Source organism: Sphingobacterium yanglingense (assembly GCF_004363245.1).
Taxonomy (GTDB): domain Bacteria; phylum Bacteroidota; class Bacteroidia; order Sphingobacteriales; family Sphingobacteriaceae; genus Sphingobacterium; species Sphingobacterium yanglingense.
Genome location: NZ_SNYV01000004.1, coordinates 1 through 23,982, shown reverse-complemented (window position 1 = coordinate 23,982; position 23,982 = coordinate 1). Strand labels below are relative to the sequence as shown.

23 protein-coding genes are annotated in these 23,982 nt (G+C 40.8%); 14 read left to right on the top strand and 9 right to left on the bottom strand.

The window, feature by feature from the left end; all coding sequences use genetic code 11:
- The first annotated feature begins 38 nt into the window (after nucleotides 1–38).
- Together CLV99_RS01720 and CLV99_RS01715 are read left to right on the top strand one after the other, a co-directional pair.
- Entirely contained in the window at nucleotides 39–1,220 is a 1,182-nt protein-coding gene (locus CLV99_RS01720; RefSeq protein ID WP_133582764.1) for a C1 family peptidase, read from the top strand.
- Nucleotides 1,221–1,478: 258 nt separating this feature from the next.
- Nucleotides 1,479–2,285 (top strand): META domain-containing protein, encoded by an 807-nt coding sequence (locus CLV99_RS01715; protein WP_133582763.1) that lies wholly within the window; start codon nucleotides 1,479–1,481, stop codon nucleotides 2,283–2,285.
- 75 nt (nucleotides 2,286–2,360) lie between these two features.
- Here CLV99_RS01715 and cysM read toward each other — a convergent pair whose 3' ends face one another.
- Genes cysM through CLV99_RS01695 form a run of 4 tightly spaced genes read right to left on the bottom strand, consistent with a single transcriptional unit; the run spans nucleotide 2,361 to nucleotide 5,247 of the window.
- On the bottom strand, nucleotides 2,361–3,233 hold the full coding sequence (gene cysM, locus CLV99_RS01710; protein WP_133582762.1) for a cysteine synthase CysM: 873 nt from the start codon (nucleotides 3,231–3,233) through the stop codon (nucleotides 2,361–2,363).
- Nucleotides 3,233–4,057 carry a serine O-acetyltransferase gene (locus tag CLV99_RS01705; protein WP_133582761.1) on the bottom strand — a complete coding sequence of 275 codons (825 nt, stop codon included), beginning with the start codon at nucleotides 4,055–4,057 and terminating at the stop codon, nucleotides 3,233–3,235. Before CLV99_RS01705 ends, cysM begins: the two co-directional genes overlap by 1 nt.
- A gap of 31 nt (nucleotides 4,058–4,088) precedes the next feature.
- Complete coding sequence (locus CLV99_RS01700; RefSeq protein ID WP_133582760.1) at nucleotides 4,089–4,472, bottom strand: DUF3037 domain-containing protein; 384 nt, start codon at nucleotides 4,470–4,472, stop codon at nucleotides 4,089–4,091.
- Nucleotides 4,450–5,247, bottom strand: coding sequence for a HipA family kinase (locus CLV99_RS01695; RefSeq protein WP_133582759.1), 798 nt, complete (start codon nucleotides 5,245–5,247; stop codon nucleotides 4,450–4,452). Before CLV99_RS01695 ends, CLV99_RS01700 begins: the two co-directional genes overlap by 23 nt.
- A gap of 168 nt (nucleotides 5,248–5,415) precedes the next feature.
- Between CLV99_RS01695 and CLV99_RS01690 the strand changes: the two genes are divergently transcribed.
- The 7 genes from CLV99_RS01690 (at nucleotide 5,416) to gldG (ending at nucleotide 12,542) form a co-directional block, all read left to right on the top strand.
- On the top strand, nucleotides 5,416–5,964 hold the full coding sequence (locus tag CLV99_RS01690; RefSeq protein WP_133582758.1) for a DUF1599 domain-containing protein: 549 nt from the start codon (nucleotides 5,416–5,418) through the stop codon (nucleotides 5,962–5,964).
- A 1-nt stretch (nucleotide 5,965) separates the two neighbouring features.
- Nucleotides 5,966–7,174: a BT_3928 family protein gene (locus tag CLV99_RS01685; RefSeq protein WP_133582757.1), complete on the top strand. Its 1,209-nt coding sequence runs from the start codon at nucleotides 5,966–5,968 to the stop codon at nucleotides 7,172–7,174.
- Nucleotides 7,174–7,698: a shikimate kinase gene (locus CLV99_RS01680; protein WP_133582756.1), complete on the top strand. Its 525-nt coding sequence runs from the start codon at nucleotides 7,174–7,176 to the stop codon at nucleotides 7,696–7,698. Before CLV99_RS01685 ends, CLV99_RS01680 begins: the two co-directional genes overlap by 1 nt.
- Complete coding sequence (locus CLV99_RS01675) at nucleotides 7,698–8,666, top strand: glycerophosphodiester phosphodiesterase family protein (protein WP_133582755.1); 969 nt, start codon at nucleotides 7,698–7,700, stop codon at nucleotides 8,664–8,666. The genes CLV99_RS01680 and CLV99_RS01675 overlap by 1 nt, the downstream gene beginning before the upstream one ends.
- A 3-nt stretch (nucleotides 8,667–8,669) precedes the next feature.
- Nucleotides 8,670–9,380, top strand: a complete 711-nt coding sequence (locus tag CLV99_RS01670; protein WP_133582754.1) for an ATP-binding cassette domain-containing protein — start codon at nucleotides 8,670–8,672, stop codon at nucleotides 9,378–9,380.
- Nucleotides 9,381–9,444: 64 nt separating this feature from the next.
- Entirely contained in the window at nucleotides 9,445–10,026 is a 582-nt protein-coding gene (locus tag CLV99_RS01665) for a hypothetical protein (RefSeq protein ID WP_133582753.1), read from the top strand.
- Nucleotides 10,027–10,139: 113 nt separating this feature from the next.
- Nucleotides 10,140–12,542: a gliding motility-associated ABC transporter substrate-binding protein GldG gene (gene gldG / locus CLV99_RS01660; protein ID WP_133582752.1), complete on the top strand. Its 2,403-nt coding sequence runs from the start codon at nucleotides 10,140–10,142 to the stop codon at nucleotides 12,540–12,542.
- 40 nt (nucleotides 12,543–12,582) lie between these two features.
- Here the strand turns inward: gldG and CLV99_RS01655 are convergent, their stop codons facing one another.
- Nucleotides 12,583–14,073, bottom strand: a complete 1,491-nt coding sequence (locus CLV99_RS01655) for a succinate CoA transferase (protein ID WP_133582751.1) — start codon at nucleotides 14,071–14,073, stop codon at nucleotides 12,583–12,585.
- Between the two features lie 339 nt (nucleotides 14,074–14,412).
- On the opposite strand from CLV99_RS01655, the gene CLV99_RS01650 reads away from it, so the two are divergent.
- On the top strand, nucleotides 14,413–15,225 hold the full coding sequence (locus tag CLV99_RS01650) for an AraC family transcriptional regulator (protein ID WP_133582750.1): 813 nt from the start codon (nucleotides 14,413–14,415) through the stop codon (nucleotides 15,223–15,225).
- A 14-nt stretch (nucleotides 15,226–15,239) separates the two neighbouring features.
- Entirely contained in the window at nucleotides 15,240–16,115 is an 876-nt protein-coding gene (locus tag CLV99_RS01645) for a 3-keto-disaccharide hydrolase (protein WP_133582749.1), read from the top strand.
- Between the two features lie 68 nt (nucleotides 16,116–16,183).
- Here CLV99_RS01645 and rpsT read toward each other — a convergent pair whose 3' ends face one another.
- Nucleotides 16,184–16,438, bottom strand: coding sequence for a 30S ribosomal protein S20 (rpsT, locus tag CLV99_RS01640; protein ID WP_079645251.1), 255 nt, complete (start codon nucleotides 16,436–16,438; stop codon nucleotides 16,184–16,186).
- A 176-nt stretch (nucleotides 16,439–16,614) separates the two neighbouring features.
- On the opposite strand from rpsT, the gene CLV99_RS01635 reads away from it, so the two are divergent.
- Both CLV99_RS01635 and sucD read left to right on the top strand, forming a co-directional pair.
- Nucleotides 16,615–17,163 (top strand): RNA methyltransferase, encoded by a 549-nt coding sequence (locus CLV99_RS01635; protein ID WP_133582748.1) that lies wholly within the window; start codon nucleotides 16,615–16,617, stop codon nucleotides 17,161–17,163.
- A 63-nt stretch (nucleotides 17,164–17,226) separates the two neighbouring features.
- A complete protein-coding gene (gene sucD / locus CLV99_RS01630) occupies nucleotides 17,227–18,099 on the top strand; it encodes a succinate--CoA ligase subunit alpha (protein ID WP_021069224.1) in 873 nt (290 codons plus the stop codon).
- Nucleotides 18,100–18,155: 56 nt separating this feature from the next.
- On the opposite strand, the gene CLV99_RS01625 is transcribed toward sucD, so the two are convergent.
- Nucleotides 18,156–18,656, bottom strand: coding sequence for a DinB family protein (locus CLV99_RS01625; protein WP_133582747.1), 501 nt, complete (start codon nucleotides 18,654–18,656; stop codon nucleotides 18,156–18,158).
- Between the two features lie 81 nt (nucleotides 18,657–18,737).
- Here CLV99_RS01625 and CLV99_RS01620 point away from each other — a divergent pair, with 81 nt between their 5' ends.
- Nucleotides 18,738–20,600, top strand: coding sequence for a CocE/NonD family hydrolase (locus CLV99_RS01620; protein WP_133582746.1), 1,863 nt, complete (start codon nucleotides 18,738–18,740; stop codon nucleotides 20,598–20,600).
- Between the two features lie 30 nt (nucleotides 20,601–20,630).
- Here the strand turns inward: CLV99_RS01620 and putP are convergent, their stop codons facing one another.
- A complete protein-coding gene (gene putP / locus CLV99_RS01615) occupies nucleotides 20,631–22,127 on the bottom strand; it encodes a sodium/proline symporter PutP (protein WP_133582745.1) in 1,497 nt (498 codons plus the stop codon).
- A 97-nt stretch (nucleotides 22,128–22,224) separates the two neighbouring features.
- Nucleotides 22,225–23,694, bottom strand: coding sequence for a S10 family peptidase (locus CLV99_RS01610; RefSeq protein ID WP_133582744.1), 1,470 nt, complete (start codon nucleotides 23,692–23,694; stop codon nucleotides 22,225–22,227).
- Between the last annotated feature and the right edge of the window lie 288 nt (nucleotides 23,695–23,982).

Sequence of the window (23,982 nt, the reverse complement as noted above, 5' to 3'; positions counted from 1 at the left end):
AACATGCTATCTTAGCATTAAATTAATATACTCATAATATGAATTGGAGAAAATCTCTATTTATCGCCGCTGCAATGTTTGCTACTACGCATACATTTGCACAAGATAACTTAATCAATGCCCTTAAAAATAACGTAAGTGACAAAAGCAAAGATGGATTTGTCTTTACACAAGTAATCAACTTAGGAAATACTTCTATCAAAGATCAAGGTTCTTCAGGTACATGCTGGTCTTACTCGGGCAACTCATTCCTAGAGTCCGAAATGATTCGTCAAGGAAAGCAACCCGTAGAGATTTCTCAGATATACACAGCGTATTACACTTACTTGGAAAAAGCAAAAACCTATGTAAGACTACATGGTGACCAGGCGCAAGGCGAAGGTGGTCAACTACATGATGTATTGACTATCTTCCGTAAATATGGTGCCGTACCTCGTGAGGTATACACAGGACTACGTGATGGTCAGACACGCAATAATTTCTCTGAGATGTCTACATTGATTCAAGGCATGAACGAGAATATTGTTAAAAGTAAAAAACTAACTCCAACTTGGCAAAAAGCAATCACCGGAGTAATGGATTCTTATCTTGGAGTACCTCCTCAGTCTTTCCAATACAAAGGAAAAACCTATACGCCACGTACATGGGCTGATCAGGTAGTAGGTATCAATCCGGATGACTATGTGGGTATCAGTTCCTTCAAAGAGCATACATATTACAAACCATTCGTACTATTGATCCAAGACAACTGGTCTTTTGAGAGTTTCTATAATGTACAAATGAATGACTTGACAAGCATCATTGATAATGCATTACAAAACGGTTATACAGTAGCATGGGCAAGTGACGTTTCTGAGAAATATTTTAGCTGGAAAAACGGTGTTGCCTTTGTTCCTGAAAAAGATATGGATATGATGAACAAGGAAGAACTTGGTGATCTATTCAATGGACCAAAAGCAGAAGCAAAAATCACAGAAGATCAACGTCAGGCAGCATACGATGATTACTCGACGACTGATGACCATGGTATGCATATTGTAGGTTTGGTAAAAGACCAAAACGGCAAAGAGTACTATATCGTTAAAAACTCTTGGGGCGAGTCCAATGATTATAAAGGTTACCTTTATGTAACTAAGGAATACGTACGCTACAAAACAATCTCTATCTTACTACATAAAGATGGGATTCAAAAAGAAATCAGATCAAAATTGGGCGCATAGCTCATTCGATAATGAAAAAGCCTGCTAATATTTTTTAGCAGGCTTTTTTTGTTAAAGCGCTGTACTACAAAACATTTCTACTGAATCGCTGTTTTTACCTTAGAAACATTGATGACGAGCTGTAGCACAGTAAGGATTCTGCTCGTTGTGATAGTAAAGGATATACAATAATTACATGAAATACTCCTGTTTAGCGAAACCAAACACCCATGAGTTCGCTAGCTGGTGGATGACAGATAAAAAACAATTTATACATATATGAAATTATCATCTATTACAATAAAAAGGAACTTTATCGTTCTCGCTACAGTGGTCAGTCTAGGGATGAGTAGCTGTGCAATAAAAAAATCAGGAACGGATAAAAATATGACAACTGAATTATTCGACACAAAATGGCAACTGACGGAATTAAACGGCAAGGCTGTTCCGAATGAGGTCAATGGAAAGCAGCCCTTTATGGCTTTTGAAAAAAAGGACAACCGTTACTCCGCAAGTGGGGGATGTAACGGTATAGGCGGTACGTTCGAGTTAAAATCGAATAAAAAGATAAAATTTTCTCAGGGTATGTCTACTATGATGGCTTGTCCGGATATGAGCGTAGAGCAAGGGATTAATCAGATGCTGGGTAAAGCTGATAATTTTGAATTAACAGGAGGTTTATTGATTTTAAAACAAGGGACCACACCTGTAGCGAAAATGAAAGCTTCTAACGCAGCCTCAAGCAGTTCTTCGCTAGAAGGAACCTGGGAGATGGATTATGTCTTACACACGAGCGAATCTTTCCAGGCTCTATATCCAGAACGAAAACCTACGATCACATTCACTACAGCAGAACACAAAGTGAATGGCAACAGCAGCTGCAATAACTTTTTTGGAGAATACAAAACAGGCGAAGGTAACCGTATCAAATTTGGCGATCTAGGCATGACACGTATGTTCTGCCCAGGCAATGGGGAGTCCATATTTGTAAGTAATCTGGCAAAAGTAACCCGCTATTCGGTTTCGGAAGGTATATTGACTTGCATCAGTGATGATATCGTTGTGATGCGTTTTAAAAAGAAATAAGCCCCTGCTAAGAGGAACTTAGAGCCTGTATCGGATTATATATCGATACAGGCTCTTCTATTTATACTATAGGCCCTAACCAAATAGGCTAGAACTCAAATAGCGATCACCACGATCACAGGCTATAAACACAATCACTCCGTGTTCCAATTCGCTGGCGACCTCTAGAGCGGCTTGCATTGCTCCCCCCGTACTCATACCTGCGAAAACACCTTCTAGGCGTGCCAATTCTCTAGATCGCTGGATAGCATCTTTTTCATCCACATCAATTATCCGATCGACACGAGAAGGATCGAAAATCTTAGGAAGATAGGCCTTTGGCCAACGGCGAATCCCTGGGATAGAGGATTCTTCTGTAGGTTGACAACCTACAATCTGAATAGCTGAATTTTTCTCTTTAAGGAACGTTGAACATCCCATGATCGTCCCAGTGGTCCCCATTGCACTCACAAAATGGGTGATCTCCCCCTTAGTATCCTTCCATATTTCTGGCCCTGTGGTCTTTACATGAGCGAGATAATTGTCGGGATTTGCAAATTGGTTCAATATAAATACTCCTTCCTCCGCAGCCTTTGCCTCGGCATAATCTCGACATATTTCCATGGTCTCTAATAAGGTGACCTGAGCTCCAAAAGCTTCCATAGTAAGCGTACGCTCTCTGGTAGAGGTGGCTGGCATGACCAGCTCGAGATCCAACCCATACATACTGGCGATCATCGCCAAAGCGATGCCTGTGTTGCCACTTGTAGCTTCGATCAGCTTATCCCCCTTTTTTATATCTCCACGTTCCATCGCCGAACGAATCATGTTCAACGCAGGTCGATCCTTAACAGAACCTGCAGGGTTATTCCCCTCCAACTTAGCAAAAATCCTGACGTTCGGATTGGTATGGAATTGTGTGATTTCCACCAAAGGTGTATTTCCTATTGTATCGATAATATTTCCCATTATACCGTCGGTTTAGTTTCTATAAATTTTGAGTTGGGCTGATGGTATACCGTAGTGTAAGGCTCTACACTACTCGTCAGCCACACGTTTCCACCAATGATGGAATGGTCTCCAACTTTGGTCCCTCCTCCAAGAATGGTAGCTCCTGCATAAATAATAACATGATCACCTATGATGGGATGTCGCTGTACATTCGCAAAAGATTTCTCGACGCTGAGCGCCCCTAGCGTCACTCCCTGATACAGTTTGACATGACTACCTATGATACAGGTCTCACCGATGACCAGTCCTGTGCCATGATCTATATATAGATAGGGACCTATCTGAGCACCAGGGTGGATATCAATCCCTGTTTTGGAGTGGGCATACTCGGTCAATATCCTCGGTATTAAAGGCACTCCCAACTGCAGCAACTGATGAGCTAAACGATAGATGCTGATAGCCATAAACCCAGGATAAGTACGAATGACTTCGCGCAGGCTCTGGGCTGCCGGATCCCCATCCATGATTGCTTGGGCATCGGTATTCATTATTTCATAGATGCTAGGGAGCAAAGCAAAAAAACGCTTTGCTATAGCTTGGTTGTCACAGTGTGAACAAGCTTTGGTTTTCAAAAGAAGTTCAAAAAGTTCGGATTCGGCCTGTCCAAAAGCCGAAATCATCTGTTCTATACTTTCAAAACCTTTGGAATTGCGCTCTGGGAATAACAGATCTAGCAAATCCTTTGCCCAACTCGCAATACGCTCGTTCGAAGGCATATCCTGTACCTCTAGCTGCTTTAAAAACAATTGTTGATAAAACATCGTAACCTCATTTTCCTTCATCGCGTCAAATATACTATTAATACTACCAACATTATAGAATTAATTTATTAAACAACTCGTCATGAGTCTGTTCTGCTGACACACACATTCCAGGATGGGTGGCCGAGCACTGTATCAGTGTGCTTCTATTTGCAGTGAGCCATCTAAACCGTTCGGGCTGATCGAGCGAAGCTATACGCCCGGCGTGTTTGTCGCCAATGCAAATCCGGCGAAACGAATCTAGATGTTCCTTAATCATCGACACATCTATATCCGCATACAGTGCTTTTATTTTCGTTTCATCGACATGTATCTTAACATCCGCATAGCGTTGCTTTCTACAATAGAGCGCGACCCCGACATTCACAAATTCCTCCCGTTCGACACGAGGTACGACCCGTACTACGGCATACTCATATACTGTTCTTTCGCTCATTTTCTATTTGATTAAGAAATACTTCAGACTGTGCTAACCTTCCCAATAAAAACTTTCTATATACCTCACGCACTTCATCTGGATTTAGTGTTCTTCCTTCTTCCTGTAACCATTCGTCAGGAATAGCATCCAAAATACTGGTCACGACATCCGCACTAAAACTCGATCTATACTTGCTATCAACTTCGCGAACATGTGCGGCCCTATTCAACAACACATGGTCTTTGATCTGTACAAAAGGCTTGGTCATTTGTTCCTCCCAATTGTCCCAGGAATGATGAAAATAGAGTGAGGCACCATGGTCGATCAACCAGAGCTCTTTATGCCAGATCAGCATATTGGTATTGCGTGCTGTACGGTCTACATTCATCAATAGGGCATCCAACCAAACAATCTTGGATGCTTCCTCTTCACTTACAGCATCGACATTCGCATCAAATGTAATCGCTCCATTAAGAAAGTGAACACCCAGGTTCTTTCCTACCGAAAAACGCAGTAGGTCCTGGATCTCCTCATCCGGCTCCATCCGGGCGAATGATTCGTCCAACTCAGCAAATACCATCTCGGGCATGCGGAGATCCAACAGACGCGCTAACTCACCTCCTATAAACTCCGCGACCAAGGCTTTTTTCCCTTGTCCGGCTCCCCTAAACTTGATGACGTAACTAAAACCATCATCTGCATCAACCAGTCCGGGTAATGATCCTCCTTCTCTAAAGGGCTGTATATAACGGATGATATTTACATCACGAATTTCTATTTTATTAGTCCCCATTGGCGCTCTTGTATATCTTGTATAAAACTCAAATTCATCACTCTAATCTAATTCAAAAATCTTGACTTATCGATAGAAAAAAGCAAAACATACAGTTTTGTGACTAACAAACAAGCAGATTTCTAGCTATATTTGTCTTTTATCGAAAAGTAATACGAATTAGAGGATATGGATACAACCGCAGAATACAATGCCGTAATACAATATTGCAAGGATCTTTTTATAAAAAAAACGAAAGATTATGGTACCGCATGGCGAATCATGCGTCTACAATCGATCACAGATCAGATTTATATCAAGGCAAAACGTATCCGAACGCTCGAAATCAAACAGGTTTCTAAAGTTGGCGAGGATATCTCTGATGAATATATCGGGATCGTGAATTACTGTGTGATTGCACTTTTACAGTTAGAACTGGGCGAGGAAGGCGACGAAAATCTTCAGACCGCTTTTGTAGACCAAAAATATACAGAAAAGGTGGACGAAACACGCGATCTGATGTTTGCAAAAAATCACGATTATGGGGAGGCCTGGCGTGACATGCGCATCTCGTCGATGACAGATCTCATCCTTATGAAACTGCACCGTGTAAAACAAATTGAAGACAACCATGGGCAGACACTTGTCTCTGAAGGCTTAAAGGCCAACTATCAAGATATGCTGAACTATGCTGTCTTTGCGTTAATAAAACTGGGTTTTGCCGATAAAAACAACTAAAATGTCTAATACATCCTACTATGCTCCGTTGAACAACAACAACTCTTCGCCCGATATCCTACTATGGATATCCAGACTGTTTGTTGGACTCCTATTTATATTTTCCGGATTAATAAAAGCCAATGATCCTATGGGATTTGGCTTCAAGTTACAAGAGTACTTCCATGTACTACATCTTAATTTTCTAAACGATTATGCCACATGGATTGCAGTCGCTATCTGTGCTTTTGAAATTATTCTAGGGGCTCTACTGGTATTAGGGATCGCTGGTCGAAAAGTGGCATGGGGTTTACTTCTGTTGATTATTTTCTTTACCTTCTTAACATTTTATTCTGCATTTTTTGAGGTGGTCAGCTCTTGTGGATGCTTTGGAGATGCCATTCCTTTGACACCGTGGCAATCTTTTATCAAGGACCTTGTCTTACTCGTTTTCATATTGGTGATTTTTGTCAAAAGAAAAAAAATAGTCCCTTTGATCGCGAGCTCTTTTACCAATAATCTGCTTAGCTTTTTTGTTATCATCTTGTCTTTTGGTATCGGCATTTACACAATTAGCTACTTGCCTTTCGTCGACTTCTTACCTTACAAAGAAGGAAATAACATTCCTAAGCTGATGGAAATACCGGAGGGCGCTGAACAGGATGAATATGAGCACATCTACTCGCTGAAGAATAAGTCAACAAATGAAGAGAAAAAGATGACTGACAAAGAGTATATGGATCAAAAAATTTGGGAAGATGAAAATTGGGAGGTCATTGGTGAACCCGAGTCGAAACTTATCAAAAAGGGTTACCAAGTACCTATTCCTGATCTGATTATATCAGATGCTGAAGGTAATGATCTAACGAAAGAAGTAATAAATAATCCGTATTACAATTTTGTGGTCACTAGCGTCGATGTAACGAAATTATCACCAGCAGATTTTATTGCCTTAGATAAAATCAATCAAACAATCCGCGACTTATCTACTGAATATAATATCCGCGCTATTTTATTGACAGCAAGCTCTTCGGAAAATGTCACTTACCTCAATGATCAGCTCGATTTGGTACTAGAGTCGTTTTATGCAGATGCTGTGCCACTCAAGAGCATGGTCCGCTCCAATCCTGGTGTTATGCTACTTCAAAATGGTACGGTCATCAAAAAATGGTCTAAACATGCTTTTCCATCAAAAGAAAAGCTTATCGAGACTTATTTTAAAACGCAATAATGAACAGACCGATTTTCATCGTTGGATTCATGGGCAGTGGAAAAACCACATTGGGCAAAAAAATAGCTGCTGCAATGGGAAGGACATTCATCGACCTTGATCATGAGATTGTAGCCCATATAGGCATGAGTATCCCGGAATATTTCAAAGCCTTTGGCGAAAGCAACTTTAGGGAGCTAGAACGCGAATTCTTAAGAAAGCAAAAAGGGAATAATGCTATCATCTCTACAGGAGGTGGAACACCTTGCTTCTTTGACAATATGCAATGGATTACCCAGAATGGGCTGGCACTTTATTTGGAGCATAGCCCAAAATCGCTTTGGTCAAGGCTCAGCCAATCTGATGTTAATAAAAGACCTGTTCTCAAGGGACTAAATGGTGAGGAACTTTTGACATTCATCGAAACAAAACTGGAAGACCGTGCTCCTTTTTACAATCAATCGCAGTTAAAGGTAGACCAAATGCATACGAGCATAGAACAGATAGTACAATTGATAAATAATTACAAAACCGATTCTGTCTGATGAAACGCCATTTTTTATATCTTTCTATCCTACTGTTCGTAGCCTCTACGACGAGCTGTTTTCGTAATAGTACAGGAACAACAGAAACAGGAGCTAAGGATACAGAAAATAGCCTATTCGCCAACACGACTTTCGAATTGAATACGGTAGATGACCTCTACCAGTTTCTTACTTATACCGAATCCAGCTATCCACTAGTCAGTGCGCACCGTGGAGGCCCTACGAAGGGCTACCCCGAAAATGCCATCGAAACCTTTGCACGTATCGCGAATAAAATGCCTGCTATTATCGAATGTGATGTAAGGCTTTCGAAAGATTCTGTTCTGGTGCTTCTACATGACGAGACATTGGATAGAACGACCACAGGCAAAGGACAGGTCAATAAGCTTACACTCGCGGAGCTCAAAAGCTTAAAGCTAAAGGATACAGAAGGGAAGAGTACATCTTACCGTATCCCGACATTGGAAGAAGCACTGGTCTGGGGCAAAGGGAAAGTAATCTTTACGCTGGACGCTAAAAGCGACATACCTTACCAACTATTGAACGATGTAATAACTAAAGCCAACGCACAAGCTTATAGTGTTGTAATCACGTATAGCGGCAAACAGGCCAAAGCATTGTACCGTATCAATCCAGACCTCATGATTTCGGCCAGTATTAAATCGGTAGATGACCTAACCCGCTTGGCAGCTCTTGGAATTCCTGACAATAGGATCATCGCTTTTATAGGCGTGCATCAACCTCAAGAGAAATTGGTAGAAATACTCCATCAGCATGGTATTAAAATAATATTGGGAACACTGGGTAACCTTGACCGACAGGCCGAACAACGGGGCTATCAGACCTACGCTGAATATATTGAAAAAGGTGCGGACGTGCTTAGTACGGATCGCCCACTGGAGGCCCATAAGGCATTAGATTATTATATCCGAAAGCGAAATATCACTTCGCCCTATATCCGTCATTAAACCATGTCTATCGAAGTCAAGGAATTAACGAAAACATATAAGCAGCAAAAAGCGCTAGATTGTATTTCATTTACTACATCAAGTAATCATATCATCGGTTTCTTAGGCCCCAATGGTGCAGGAAAATCGACAACGATGAAAACCCTTACTGGGATACTACCTGTAGAACAAGGTTCCTGTAAGATTAATGGCGTAGACATTACAGCAAACCCTCTATTGACAAAGAAATCTATAGGCTATCTGCCGGAGAATAATCCGCTCTACACGGATATGTATGTACAGGAAATTTTACATTTTGAAGCTTCGCTCCATAAATTGACCAACAGCAAGCAACGAATTGCAGAAGTCATAATGCTGACCGGACTAAAAGATGAACAGCACAAAAAGATAGCACAACTATCTAAAGGTTACAAACAACGGGTAGGATTAGCATTAGCGATCATACATGACCCTCAGGTCCTAATTCTCGATGAGCCCACTACAGGGCTCGACCCCAATCAGATTATAGAAATCAGAACCTTGATCCAACAGTTGGCAATTAATAAAACTGTATTCCTATCAACACATATCATGCAGGAGGTCGAAGCAATATGCCAAGAGGTTATAATTATTCATAAAGGTCAGATCAAAGACCATTTCCTTGCTGAAGATCGGAATGTAAAGTACCCAGGCTTAAACATGGAAGAAATTTTTGTAAAACTGACTATTTCCTAAAACAAGATTACGGCTCGATTGTTGTATAGGTAGTGACATTATTTATAATTAAAAACTAATAGATATGAAGAAAAAACTACTTACAGCAGCCTTATTACTTGGTGTTTTTACCTACACCAATGCACAGCAGGTTAAAACAGTGCCTCAACATTCAGCGAATGTAGGTCTCACCCCAATCAAAGAAGGAAACTGGATGGTAGGTGGATCTATCGGTGGCTTAGGATATAGCTTTGAATCAAAAGCTTTTAACATCAGTGTAAGCCCTCGCGCAGGATACTTTATCTCCGATGGTTTGGCGTTAGGTGCTCAAACTTCATTGGGACTTAGAACAATCAAAGACGCAGACAATGAGTGGAATTATGGTATCGCACCTTTTGTACGTTACTATATCCCTAGAGGATCGAGTGCTACAGGCCGTTTCTTCGGACATGGTGATGTGGGTATCACAGGAAGTAATGCAGGTAAAGGAACTTCCTTTGCATTCGGTATCAATGCGGGATATGCACACTTTATTACGCAGACAGTAGCTCTTGAAGCAATGGCTGGTTATAATTATTCTAAAGCGAATGTCAATGTCGGTGACAAAGCAACAGGATTAGGAGTGAGCCTTGGCTTTCAAATCTATTTACCTGGAAAAAGTAAATAGACTATCATAAAACAAACAGCATGAGACTATACCTCATGCTGTTTTGCATTATATACAGTCTTGCTTTCTACTCTACATTTTCCTAATTTCGGAACAAATTAATCGAGAGCAAGTTGTTAAGTATATATAAAAAAGAAATAGCAGGTTATTTTAATTCCTTAATCGGCTATCTAGCAATAGGAATATTTTTATTGACCACAGGATTGTTGGTCTGGGTTTTTCCTGAAACCTCTATATTGGACGCAGGCTATACTTCATTGGATAGCTTTTTTGCATTAGCTCCCTACCTCCTTTTATTCTTGGTACCTGCAATTTGTATGCGCAGTATTGCCGGTGAAAAGTCGGATGGTACCTTCGAGCTTTTACAAAGTCGCCCCATTACCTTATCTCAGATTGTAATCGGCAAGTTCTTAGGTGGGATAACGATTGTTTCACTAGCCATACTCCCTACCATTGTCTACGCTGTAACCATCTACTTCTTAGCTTACCCTGTCGGCAATATGGATATAGGAGCTATTATCGGCTCGTATATCGGATTACTGTTCTTGGCCGCCACTTTTGTAGCGATATCCATATTCTGCTCCGCACTGACCAACAATCCTATCATAGCCTTTTTATTAGCGATTTCCCTCTCCTTTTTGTTCTTTTATGGATTTGATGCACTGAGCTCACTTACCCTTTTCCTCCCTATCGAAGACTTTGTTAAAAACATAGGGATTTTAGCGCATTACGACTCCATAAGTAGAGGGATTATAACTGCCGCTGATTTAATCTATTTCCTAAGTGCGCAGGCTTTATTCCTTCTCCTGTCAATTGGCCATCTAGGTCGTCAGTTTAGACCGCGAAAAAAAACATTTACAGCCTACTTTAGCTTTCTAATACTAATCACGGTACTGAACCAAACGCTAATCCTGCAGGCCTTTGGAAGAATAGACCTTACTGCAGACCGACGTTTTACCCTGACAGAGGTATCAAAAGATATTGTATCGGACCTTAAAGAAGAGACTTATATCACCATCTTTCTAGATGGAAGCCTACCTGCAGGTTTTAAAAGACTAAGACAAGCTGCTATTGACATGGCACATGATTTAAAATCTTACTCAAAGGGCAAATTAAAAATCAATGTTATTGATCCTAGTGCAGGAAGTCAGGAGGAGCAGAAAGAATATACCGAAGCATTAATCGCCCGGGGGCTCTACCCCACCAATCTCAGTGTAAAGACAGAAAACGGGTTTACGCAAAAACTGATTTTCCCGTCCGCCATAATCAGTCGGGGGGACCATGAAATCAACGTCAGCTTACTGCAAAATAAAACTGGACAGACACCTGAGCAAGTACTCAATAACTCTATTCAAAATCTAGAATACGCCTTCACTTCTGCTATTTCAAAATCGAACATCGATAAAGTACCCTATATTGCTTTTACCGAAGGTCATGGTGAGCCGTCTGATTTGGAGCTCTATGATGCCATGCAGACCTTAGGTGCTTCTGGGCAGGTAGGAAGACTCCATCTCGATTCAATTCCACTGAACAATCTAAAGGAGATTTCACTACTGATCATAGCCAAACCCCAAACAGCTTTCTCCGAAAGCGAGAAGTACAAATTGGACTATTTTGTCCGACATGGTGGTTCTGTTATTTGGGCTATAGATCAGATTGATGCTAGTTTGGACCATCTTAAAAAGAATGGTACGCAACCCCTAATAGGCCGAGAACTCAACTTAGATGACCAACTATTTCTATATGGTGCACGTCTAAACTACAACATACTGGTGGATCTAAACTGTGCGCAAATACCACTCTCTATAGGGAGCATCGGTGGGCAGACACAAATAGAGATGGTACCTTGGTACTTTTTCCCAATTTTGATGCCTACAGGCAATAACGCCATTCTAAAAAACCTAGACGGAATACGCGCTGAATTTGTCGGCACGATAGATACCATTGCTGCTGCAGGTATCAAAAAAGAAATCCTTCTGCATTCCTCTCCTTTCAGCCGGATCGTCAATACGCCTGGACCGATCTCCTTGCAGATGGTAGAAGAACAGCCTGACCCCGCCAAGTTTAGGACAACACCTAAGCCTGTAGCTGTTCTTTTGAGTGGCCGTTTCCCTTATATTTACCAAAATAGGCCTACTCCTATAGGTGCAACTGAAGCTATAGACCTATCGAACATATCTGAGGAAGCCCGAATGATGGTCATCGCAGATGGCGACTGGTTGATGAACCAGGTGAACAGCAAAGATCAATCACCTTATCCACTAGGCTGGGACCGCTATACGGAACAACAGTATGCGAATAAGATATTTCTAGAAAACTCGGTGGACTATCTGATGAACGATGAGCGGCTAATCTCCCTTAGAAACAGAGAAATCAAGCTCCGCCTCTTGGATCAGGCGATGGTTAAAGGTGATAAACTAAAATGGCAACTGATCAATGTTGTCCTACCGATAATCATCTTGATACTAATAGGTCTCTCTCAAGCTTACTTACGTAGGCATCGCTATACCAAGTAAAAAAAGGCGTTAACAGATTATCTCTCTTAACGCCTTTTCTCTATTTTTTCATTGTTCCGGTCTGGCCCAATCTTAAATGCCAACTAAATGCTTCTTCCAACAAGTGCGGTGTATGACCTCCGCGGGCGCAGGCTCTATCAAAATAGGACTGCAATTCTTCCCTATAATCCGGATGCACACAATTATTAATGATTTGCTGTGCTCGCTCTCGAGGTGCCAAGCCCCGCAGATCGGCAAGCCCAATGTCTGTAACTAGAATATCAACGTCGTGCTCAGTATGATCCACATGTGACACCATAGGTAATACATGTGATATCGCATTTTCTTTGGAAGCTGCCTGTGTGACAAATATACTCAGGTAGGCATTACGTGCAAAATCCCCAGAACCTCCTATCCCATTCATAATCTTAGTGCCTGAGACATGCGTTGAATTGACATTTCCATAGATATCAAATTCAATCGCAGTATTGATAGCGATAACCCCCAGTCTTCGGATAAGCCCCGGTGTATTGGATATATTCTGTGGACGGAGTACAAACTTATCCCGATAACGTTGAAGGTTATCAAAAACACGATGATAACAATCTTTTGATACTGTAATCGAGGACGCTGAAGCAAAACTCAATTTTCCGGAATCAATAAGATCAAATGTACTATCCTGCAAGACCTCCGAAAACATAGTCAGGTCATAGAAGTTACTATCTTTAAATCCCATCAATACTGCATTGGCTACCTTCCCTATCCCTGCTTGAATAGGAAGCAGGCGATCTGTCAGATGGCCAAGTTTTACTTCGTTTTCAAAAAATTCGAGAATATGACGGGCTATTGAGGATGTCTTTGTATCTGGAGCTGCGATGTCTGCCGGACTATCGGTGATATCGGTAAATACGATACCGATTACCTTACTCGGGTCCAAAGGAATTGTCTTACGCCCTATTTTGTTCCAAGGAGCGACAATAGGAATTACGTTACGATGGGGATAATTCTCCGCTTGATAAATATCATGGATGCCATATACTTCTTCTGGAACTGCAGTATTGATCTCCAAGATCACCTGTTTTGCCAACCCTGCAAATGTCACGGAATTCCCAACAGAAGTGGTCGGCACAATACTCCCATCACGGTCGATGTAAGCGACCTCTATAATTGCAATATCAACAGGAGGTAGATTTTCATTATGTAGCAGTTCGGCACTTTCACTTAAGTGCTGATCGATAAACAAGACCTCTCCAGCATTTATTTTATTTCGTAATGTGCGATCTACCTGAAAAGGCATACGTTTACTCAAAGCTCCAGCTTCGGCTAGTTTACCATCAGTATCATGTCCTAGTGAAGCCCCTGTCATCAAGGTGATCTTTATACTTTCTTTCTTCGCACGTTCGGCAAATGCAGGTAAGACGACCTTGCTATCCCCTGCCTTTGTAAACCCACTAGAACCTACGACCATACCATTCTGGATAAACGAGGCAGCCTGCTCCGCAGTCATCACTTTATCACGTAAAGTTTCTAAACGTATTCTTTCGACACTCATTATTTACAAAATATGACTTTTTATATCTTTCTATTAATCAAACAATTTACAATATTATAAATTAAAAATCGAGCTAAATTATTATATTCTGCCAGTAAATTATTGATTCCCATCCAAAACCACATAAAACACTAATAATCAGTAAAAAAAAGAGTACACAAAACTTAAAAAGCTAGGCGTCACCAATCCTAAAACACTATCAAGCAACCCATTAAGAACAATCGCGATTTCCCGACAATATCATATTTCAGTCTTTAGCTTCATTTTTAGAGTAAGCTATCACTTACTTTTTGGTTTTGTAAGCAAAAAACAAGAAATTTATAACTCAATCAACAAGCTATGGAAAAGGAATATGTAAACAAATATTACATGACCGATGTGGACGCATTTGAAGATAGTATCTATTGCCATCACGCATTGATGGGCGATAATCATATCGAAGAGCACCTGCATAAAAAAGGACAATTTTTATATACTGAGGGCGGTGTTGTATTCCTCAAGACCTCGGACAAGTCATACTTCTTGCCTGCCCGTCATTACATCTGGATTCCTTCCGGGATGAAACACAGTATACATCCGAGTTCGTCGCATGTTGTTATGAGAAACCTTTATTTCCCGAAATATGAAACGGATACTGACTTTTTCGATAAAATCAATATATACCCAGTCAACGATCTTTTGATTGAATTAATCATGTTTACCAATCGTTGGAATGGTAATATTTTTCCCGTTGAAGAGCCCAAATATTCCATAGCAAAGGCTTTTAAACTAATACTACCCGAATTATCACAATCAGAGCTCCCTTTAGCACTGCCTTATCCACAACACGAAAAGCTTAAGAACATCGTTTCCTTTCTCGAGAAGAATATCTCCGAAAATGTAAGCTTCAAGGAGCTTTCCCAACGATTCGACATCAGCGAGCGAACGTTGGCCCGTCTTTTTCAAAAAGAACTTAACATGTCTTTCATCCAATACTACACGATATTGCGAATGTTAACAGCACTACGGTTACTACTGGATGAAAAAATAAGTGTCAACGAAGTAGCGCTCCGAGTGGGGTACAGCAGCTTACCGACCTTTAGTAATACCTTTAACAAGGTAATCGGGATAAGACCCAGTGATTATGTCAAACATCAAAATACATTACTATAAATAATCCTAATCAAATGAACCTAAAACATCTCTTGACTATCGCGTTTGCTTCAGCTGCGCTCCTATCCTGTAATGCCCAAAACAAACAAGCAGCTAAGGCTATAAAAGCACCTGCTCCTATACAATTGTTCAATGGGAAGGATATCAATGACTGGACAGCAAAGATTCGCTTTCATGAGGTCGGTGAAAACTATAAAAATACGTTCCGCGTGGAGGACGGACTATTGAAAGTTCGGTACGATGGCTATGACGACTTCAACAAACAATATGGGCATCTAGCCTATAACAAACCATTTGGCTACTATATATTACGCGTCGAATACCGTTTTGTAGGAGACCAGGCCAAAGGAGGTGAAGGATGGGCCTGGCGCAATAGCGGCGCTATGCTACATGGGCAATCACCTGAAAGCATGCTCAGAAATCAAGATTTCCCAATCTCTATAGAAGGTCAGCTTTTAGGAGGAGACACTACCCCGACTTCAGAGCGCACTACTTCTAATCTCTGCACCCCGGGTACGAATGTATTCTACCGCAATGAGCTATATACCCCGCATTGTGTGGGTTCAACATCAAAAACATACCACGGTGACCAATGGGTTACAGCCGATTTTGTTGTATTGGGCGATTCCTTGATAAGACACGTACTGGAAGGAGCAACTGTTCTAGAATACACCAAGCCTCAAATCGGAGGGGGGAATGTCAGCGGACATGACGAGACACAGAAAAAAGATGGACAATTGCTAAAATCAGGATACATCTACCTGCAATCGGAAAGTCATCCTATTGATTTTAGAAAAGTAGAGTTATATGACTTGGAGCGCTATAAGGATAATCCAGCTGCGCTAGAAACCATAACAAACACTATCCTTAAAATGAAGGATAGCAAATAGACCAAAGTTTGTCGAAATAAAAAAAGGATGCTTTTGGCATCCTTTTTTTATATTATTACTAAAAAAGATTACGCTAACTTGTTAACAAATTTTGTTAACTTAGATTTGTTATTTGAAGCTTTTTTCTTGTGGATAACATTTTTCTTAGCCAAACGATCTAGCATAGAAACTACGCGTGGTAATAACGCTTTAGCTTCTTCAGCAGAAGTTGTAGTACGTAATTTTTTAATCGCGTTACGAGTAGTTTTCGCTTGGTAACGGTTTCTTAAACGCTTCGCAGCGTTAGCTCTAATTCTTTTAATCGCTGATTTATGATTTGCCATTTCTCTTAGCTATATTTTATTATATACTTTTTTATACTAAATTCGGATTGCAAAAATAACCAGTATTATTCAATATTCAAAATCTATTTTAAAGTTTTATTTACCCTTCTGAGACGAACAGCAGATAATGTTATCAGAGCGCTTCATTTTTCACATTATACTCCTTAATTTTGAGCATGCAAAAACTATCAATGGATCAATTGAACCGTACTGATATAACGGCCTTCAAAGCGCAAGAGAAAACACCTATCGTCTTGGTTCTGGACAACGTCCGCAGCATGCATAATGTAGGCTCTACTTTCAGAACAGCAGACGGTTTCGCATTGGAGAAAATTATACTTTGCGGTATTACAGCCTGTCCTCCTCACCGGGAAATTGAAAAAACAGCACTTGGCGCTACACAATCTGTGGAGTGGAAACATTTCCAAAGCAATCTAGAGGCGATACAATCCCTTAAAGATGAGGGATATAAAATATATGCCATAGAGCAGGTTTCAAATTCAATATCACTCCCTGACTTTACGGTATCTGAACACGAAAAATATGCTTTAATTTTTGGGAATGAAGTCCATGGCGTCGACGAACAGTTGTTGCCACATGTAGATGGCTGCATCGAAGTCCCTCAATTTGGCACTAAGCATTCCTTCAATGTATCGGTTACCGTAGGTGTAGTATCTTGGGATTTGCTCACCAAGATGAAATATTCTTATAAAAAAGTGGATTAGCACGACCTTTATTTCGGGAAGTCATTACAAAATAGTAGATTTGCTCTGCAAAAAAATAGAACAATGAGTGTATTAGTAAATAAAGATTCAAAAGTTATCGTTCAAGGATTTACTGGAACAGAAGGTACTTACCATGCTTCTCAAATGATTGAATATGGTACTCAGTTAGTAGGTGGTGTTACACCAGGTAAAGGTGGTCAATCACACTTGGACCGTCCTGTATTCAACACCGTACAAGATGCAGTAGATGCTACTGGAGCTAATGTTTCCATCATTTTTGTACCTCCAGCATTTGCAGCAGATGCTATTATGGAAGCAGCAGCAGCAGGAATTGCTTTAATCGTTTGTATTACGGAAGGTATTCCTACGAAAGATATGATTCAAGTAAAATCATACTTGAGCGACAAAAACTCTCGTTTGATCGGCCCTAACTGTCCTGGTATCATCACAGCAGAAGAAGCTAAAATCGGTATCATGCCTGGATTTATCTTCAAAAAAGGTAAAGTAGGTGTCGTTTCTAAATCAGGAACTTTAACATACGAAGCAGTAGACCAAACTGTAAAAGCAGGCTTAGGTATCACTACAGCTATCGGAATCGGTGGTGACCCAATTATTGGAACAACTACAAAAGAAGCTGTTGAGTTATTAATGAATGACCCTGAGACTGAAGCAATCATCATGATCGGTGAAATCGGTGGTGGAATGGAAGCTGAAGCAGCACATTGGATCAAAGAAAATGGTACTAAGCCAGTTGTTGGTTTTATCGCAGGTCAAACAGCGCCTCCGGGACGCCGTATGGGACACGCTGGTGCTATCGTAGGTGGTGCAGATGATACAGCAGAAGCAAAAATGAAAATCATGCGCGAGTGTGGTATTCGTGTTGTAGAATCTCCAGCTGAAATCGGAAAAGCTATTGCGGAAGAATTAGCTAAATAAGCTACCGTAATTTTGATATATAAAAAAGGCCTCTTAAAATTAAGAGGCCTTTTTTATTAGCCGTTGCTCAAGTCATCCGCTGAAGGACCGTAGATGCCCGGTACAGGAATATCCATTAGCCGTAAGTAGAGCGACAATTGTCCTCTATGATGGATAAGATGGTTCTGTATGATAAAACGCATAGCTCCAACTTTAGGCATCTCTACAATGATATGATCACCAGCACATAGCTTCCACCTCGACGACCAATCTTCATCTGTCAACGCATTGATCATCTCTACATTCTTAGCGTAACCCTGATCCAGTACTTCTCGAATTTCATTCGTATTTGTTGGCTTAAATGGCGTAAAATGTCTTTTAAAATCAAACTCACTTTGCCCCAAGGCCTTGTGTACCCAATTGTGTAACTCGACGACGTGGGCAGCCAACTCACCTGCTGTCATCGATTTGGTATGCGGCCGCCAATCAAGATGCTCATCCTTTAACCTGCTAACAATACGTCTTGTATTCTCTGTTTCCCTCTCTAACTCAATCAAAAAGCCTTGTTTCAAACTCATAATATTTCAAATTTTGTTTTCTCTAATTTAGAAAAAATAGTATAAATACTTATATTGAATTCTAATTAGAACACTGTCACCATGAAAAGACTCCTACTGCTACTTTTATTTTTTCCGCTTATTACTGCTCATCTCCTCGCCCAAGAGGTAAACGAGGCTTATGTTAGAGCACATTACGACAAGATTGAAGAGTACATCCCCATGCGAGATGGAACTAAACTTTTCACGGCAATCTATATCCCTAAAGACAAAACTATTAAACATCCTATTTTACTAAACAGGACTCCTTACACCGTAGCTCCCTATGGACAGGACAAATATAAAAACAGCTTGGGCAACTTCGACAAAATGGCTATCGCTTCCTATATTTTTGTTTATCAGGATGTACGAGGCAAATGGATGAGCGAAGGCACCTTTGAAGACATTAGACCTACCAGAACCAAGGAAAACAAACTCCAAATCGACGAGAGCACAGATACCTATGATACGATAGACTGGTTGATTAAAAATATCAAGAACAACAATGGAAAAGTAGGAATGTATGGGATCTCATATCCTGGATTTTACGCTACAACGTCCTTGATTGGCTCTCATCCAGCTCTTAAAGCAGTATCCCCACAGGCTCCTGTAACCGACTGGTTTATCGGAGATGATTTTCACCATGGAGGTGCTCTATTTCTTATTGATGCCTTCCGTTTTATGTATACGTTTGATGCCCCTCGCCCACGACCTATTACCAATGAAAACGGTCCAAAAGGATTCAACCTAGAATCCAAAGACTGGTATAAGTTCTTTCTTGACCACCCTACACTAGGGGAGTTAAAGTCAAAATACTTGAATCACACCGTTAAATTCTGGGATAATCTGGCTAAGCATAGTACCCTGGACACATTCTGGACAAACCGTACGATCACGCATCATCTAAATGCCGTAAAACCGGCGGTCATGGTCGTAGGTGGCCTTTTTGATGCCGAAGACACTTATGGCGCATTTGAAACCTATAAACAGATTGAACGACGAAACCCAAACAATAACAACATTCTCGTTATGGGCCCTTGGTTTCATGGTGGCTGGGTCCGGGGCAAAGGGGATTCTTTTGGAGATATTAGGTTCGATCAAAGCACAAGTACCTACTATCAAGAGACATTTGAACTCCCATTCTTTGAGTACTACCTAAAAGGAAAAGGGAATTTCAACCCAGCGGAAGCTAATATTTTCGTCACCGGAAGCAACGAGTGGAAAACTTTTGAACAGTGGCCTCCGCAAGCGGGCAAAGAACAGTCTCTCTATCTCAACGAAAACAACAAATTAACCCATACTCCGAATCAAGAGCAAAACAAGTACGTTGAATATGTCAGTGACCCCCAGAAGCCCGTTCCTTCCCAGGACGGAATAATCACTAACCGTACCCGAGAATACATGATAGCTGATCAACGCTTTGCTGCGAATAGACCAGATGTCATGGTGTTTGAAACCGAAGTACTATCTGATGATATAACTATGGCAGGACCAATACTGGCAGATCTCCATATATCAATGACGGGCACCGATGCAGATTTTATTGTAAAAATAATCGATGTATACCCTGATAGCTCAGCTGCTATTTCAGCCATCAACAAGGAGACCGTGATGCAAAACTATCAAATGCTTGTTCGTGGAGAAATTCTACGAGGTAAGTTTAGAAACAGTTTTAGTGTACCTGAACCATTTGTTCCGGCCCAGGTAACCAATGTAAAAGTCAACCTCCCTGATGTTGCACATACCTTTAAAAAGGGACATAAGATTATGGTCCAGATTCAACACAGCTGGTTTCCTTTGGCCGATCGTAATCCGAATCAGTTTATGGATATCTATAAAGCCAAAGCTGAAGACTATATCAAAAATACACATCGTATCTATTTCGATCAGTCAAAACCGAGTCGCATCAAGTTTTCGACACTATAAAAAAGGGAGCTTATTGTAAGCTCCCTTTTTTTAAGACTGAACGATTGTTTTGACCTGATCAAATTCCTCTTGCACTTCCTTTGTTACCGGTTTATCAAATAAAGAAACAGCAACTATAGTTAAAAAGCTGAGAAGAAATCCTGGTATAATTTCATAAACTGCCTTATAATCATGAGGCACATAAACCCATAACAATACTACAACTCCCCCTACTAACATACCTAGCAAGCCCGCAAGTGCTGTTGTACGTTTCCATAGCAAAGACAATACAATCAAAGGTCCAAATGCGGCACCAAAACCGGCCCAGGCGTTCCCTACAAGGTTCAGAATGCTATCCTGTGGATTCAGGGATAATAATAGCGCTACAATAGCTACTATGAGCACAGAAAGTCGACTCATGAGCAGCATATTCTTCGCAGAAGCATTCTTGTTAAAAAAAGCCTTGTAGATATCTTCGGTCATCGAGCTCGACGTGACCAAGAGCTGCGAGGAGATTGTACTCATCACTGCTGCTAAAATAGCAGACAGCAGAAACCCTCCTATCAATGGATGGAAAAGTACCCGGGACAAATGTATAAAGATCGTTTCGGCCATTTCCTTGGAGCCGTCGAATGCAAGCATTCGGCTCTGATCAAACTGATAAAGATAAGCTATACCAAATAGACCTACCAACATCGCTCCACCAACCGTAAATATCATCCAACTGATTCCTATACGTCTCGCTTTAGTCAGATCCTTAATATTATCAATAGCCATAAACCGAACAAGAATATGAGGCTGGCCACAGTATCCTAATCCCCAAGCCAATAGGGACGCTACAGAAACCGCGGTCGTCCCTTCTAAAAGATCGAGATAATGCCCACCCTTTGTCTCAATAATCTCCAAAGTAGTCCCTAATCCTCCTACCTGAGAGACCACAACAATAGGAATAATTACCAACGCAGTAACCATAATAGTTCCTTGCACAAAGTCCGTCAGGCTTACCGCTAGAAAACCACCTAGAAAGGTATAGAGCACCACGACAGAAGTCGTAACAAACAGCCCCGTGTAATAATCGATTCCAAAAGCCGACTCAAAAAGCCGTCCTCCAGAAACCATTCCTGCTGAGGTATACAAGGTAAAAAACACTAGGATAAGAATAGAAGAAACAATCTTCAGCAACTGCGTTTTATCCCGAAAGCGATTTTCAAAATAAACGGGTAGTGTGATTGCGTTATTGGCGACCTCTGTATACACCCGTAATCGAGGTGCTACGATCAAGTAATTCAAAAAAGCACCTGTAGTCAGTCCGATTGCGATCCATGCACTGGAAAGCCCCGAAAGATACATGGCCCCTGGCAAGCCCATTAGTAACCAGCCACTCATATCAGCAGCTCCTGCTGATAAGGCCGTAACTGCAGCCCCCATCTTTCGCCCACCAATTAAAAATTCATCAGAGCTACTTGTCGACTTACGCCAGGAATAAATTCCTATTCCTATCATCAGCAACATGTACAATCCAATTGATATCAGTTCATATACATTCATACGTAAAATTTATAAGGTATAAAGATGCCATTAAATTGGCTTAACGTCTAAAATTTAATCCAATAAAATACATCATCTGGAAATTCGGTCTCGGATCTTAATACTTAGCCGCTTTATCAGCTGCTGGGATAGATTTTTTGATAAATTCCCGAATATCATTGTTGGCCTTTATTAAATCCTCTTTTCGCAGATACATCATATGTCCACTTCGATAACCGAAGAAACTCATCCTTCCTGACAGTTTTCCTGAAGGATCCATCTGCCATAGGTTATACTTTGCGTTAAAATAATCCGTGGCCCCATCATAATAACCAGACTGTACCATAACGTGTAAGAATGGGTTGGCAGCCATAGCTTGTCTCAAACTAAAACCGGTATTATCATTTGACCGATCCCATGGATGCACGTCCCCAAACATATTATACTTCACATCGGTTTTATACTTAAGCTCATTTAAATAATAATAATTTATGGCTGGGGTGAATGAATGCAACCAAGAAGTTAACTCAGCATTGTAATCTGGTCGTTCTCCGCCATCTCTAAGATCTATTCCCAAATATCTAGAATCCAAACGTCCTATAGTCATTCCTTTATCCCGTAATAACTCTTTCCAGTATAGGGAAGTAGAAACATCCAGATTGTTCTGCTCAATCAGCACTTCCGATAATCCCGAATATCGAGCCATCTTCTTTACGATAATAGCTCGCTCAGAAGCGGGTAAACTACTTCCTCGCGCTATCGCTGGAAGTAACTCGTTCAATGTAAATTCCTCCACCTCTGGTAGAAGTTCTTCCAAATCCCTACTTTGCAATTCGGTAGGCAATCGTTTATGATACCATGACGTAGCTAAAAAATACGGTAAACGATTAGCTTTAGACACAGCACCTTCACGTTTTAATCCTAGATCCGTCGGAGAAACCAAAATAACACCATTTAGATACATCCATTGTGCATTCTGTAACTCCAAAGCTAATCCAGATACGCGTGTTGTACCATAACTCTCTCCAATAAGGTACTTCGGAGAGCTCCATCGATTATTTCTTGTCACAAACGTATTTATCCATTCGGCCAAATATTTAATATCAGCATTAACACCAAAAAACAATGCTCGGTCGGCTTTATTATCCAAAATCCTTGAATACCCTGTATTAATAGGGTCTACATATACAATATCAGCGACATCCAATATGGTATAGGGATTCTCCTTAACACCGTAGGGTTGTAAGGGATAGCCTTCATCGTCTATATTTAATAACCTAGGTCCTGTATAAGCTAAATGCATCCAGACTGAACCAGAACCTGGTCCACCATTAAAAGATATTACTAGCGGTCTTTTATTACGGTCTGATACATCATCACGTGTATAATACGTGAAATGAACAGTCGCTAAAACATTTCCATTCGCATCCCAAACCGGTTGAGTTCCTGTCTTTGCCGTGTAAGCAAACTTCTGTCCATTTGCAGCTATTTGATGCTTTGTAGTAATCACACTGTCCGCTTGAGGAACACGCTGTGCTATTAAAAAATTAGAAAAGAGTAAAAAAACTAAACAAAGACCTATTCTCATACTATTGGTTATTAATGTGTTTATAAAATACTGGTATCGTGCTGTTCAGGCAAACTTACATGAAAATACAAATTATGATGGAGAAAAGAATATACTTTGTATACCTAGAAAGTAACATATTTATAACGAAGTCATAGCCATGAGAAATTCGCTAATCCCATCAGCCGGTTTGTCCTCTGGAAAGTATACACAAAACAAAAGCCCCTCCAGTTTCCTGAAGGGGCTTCGTATTAAAAAAGGCACCGACCTACTCTCCCACCTGTTACGGCAATACCATCGGCTCTGGCG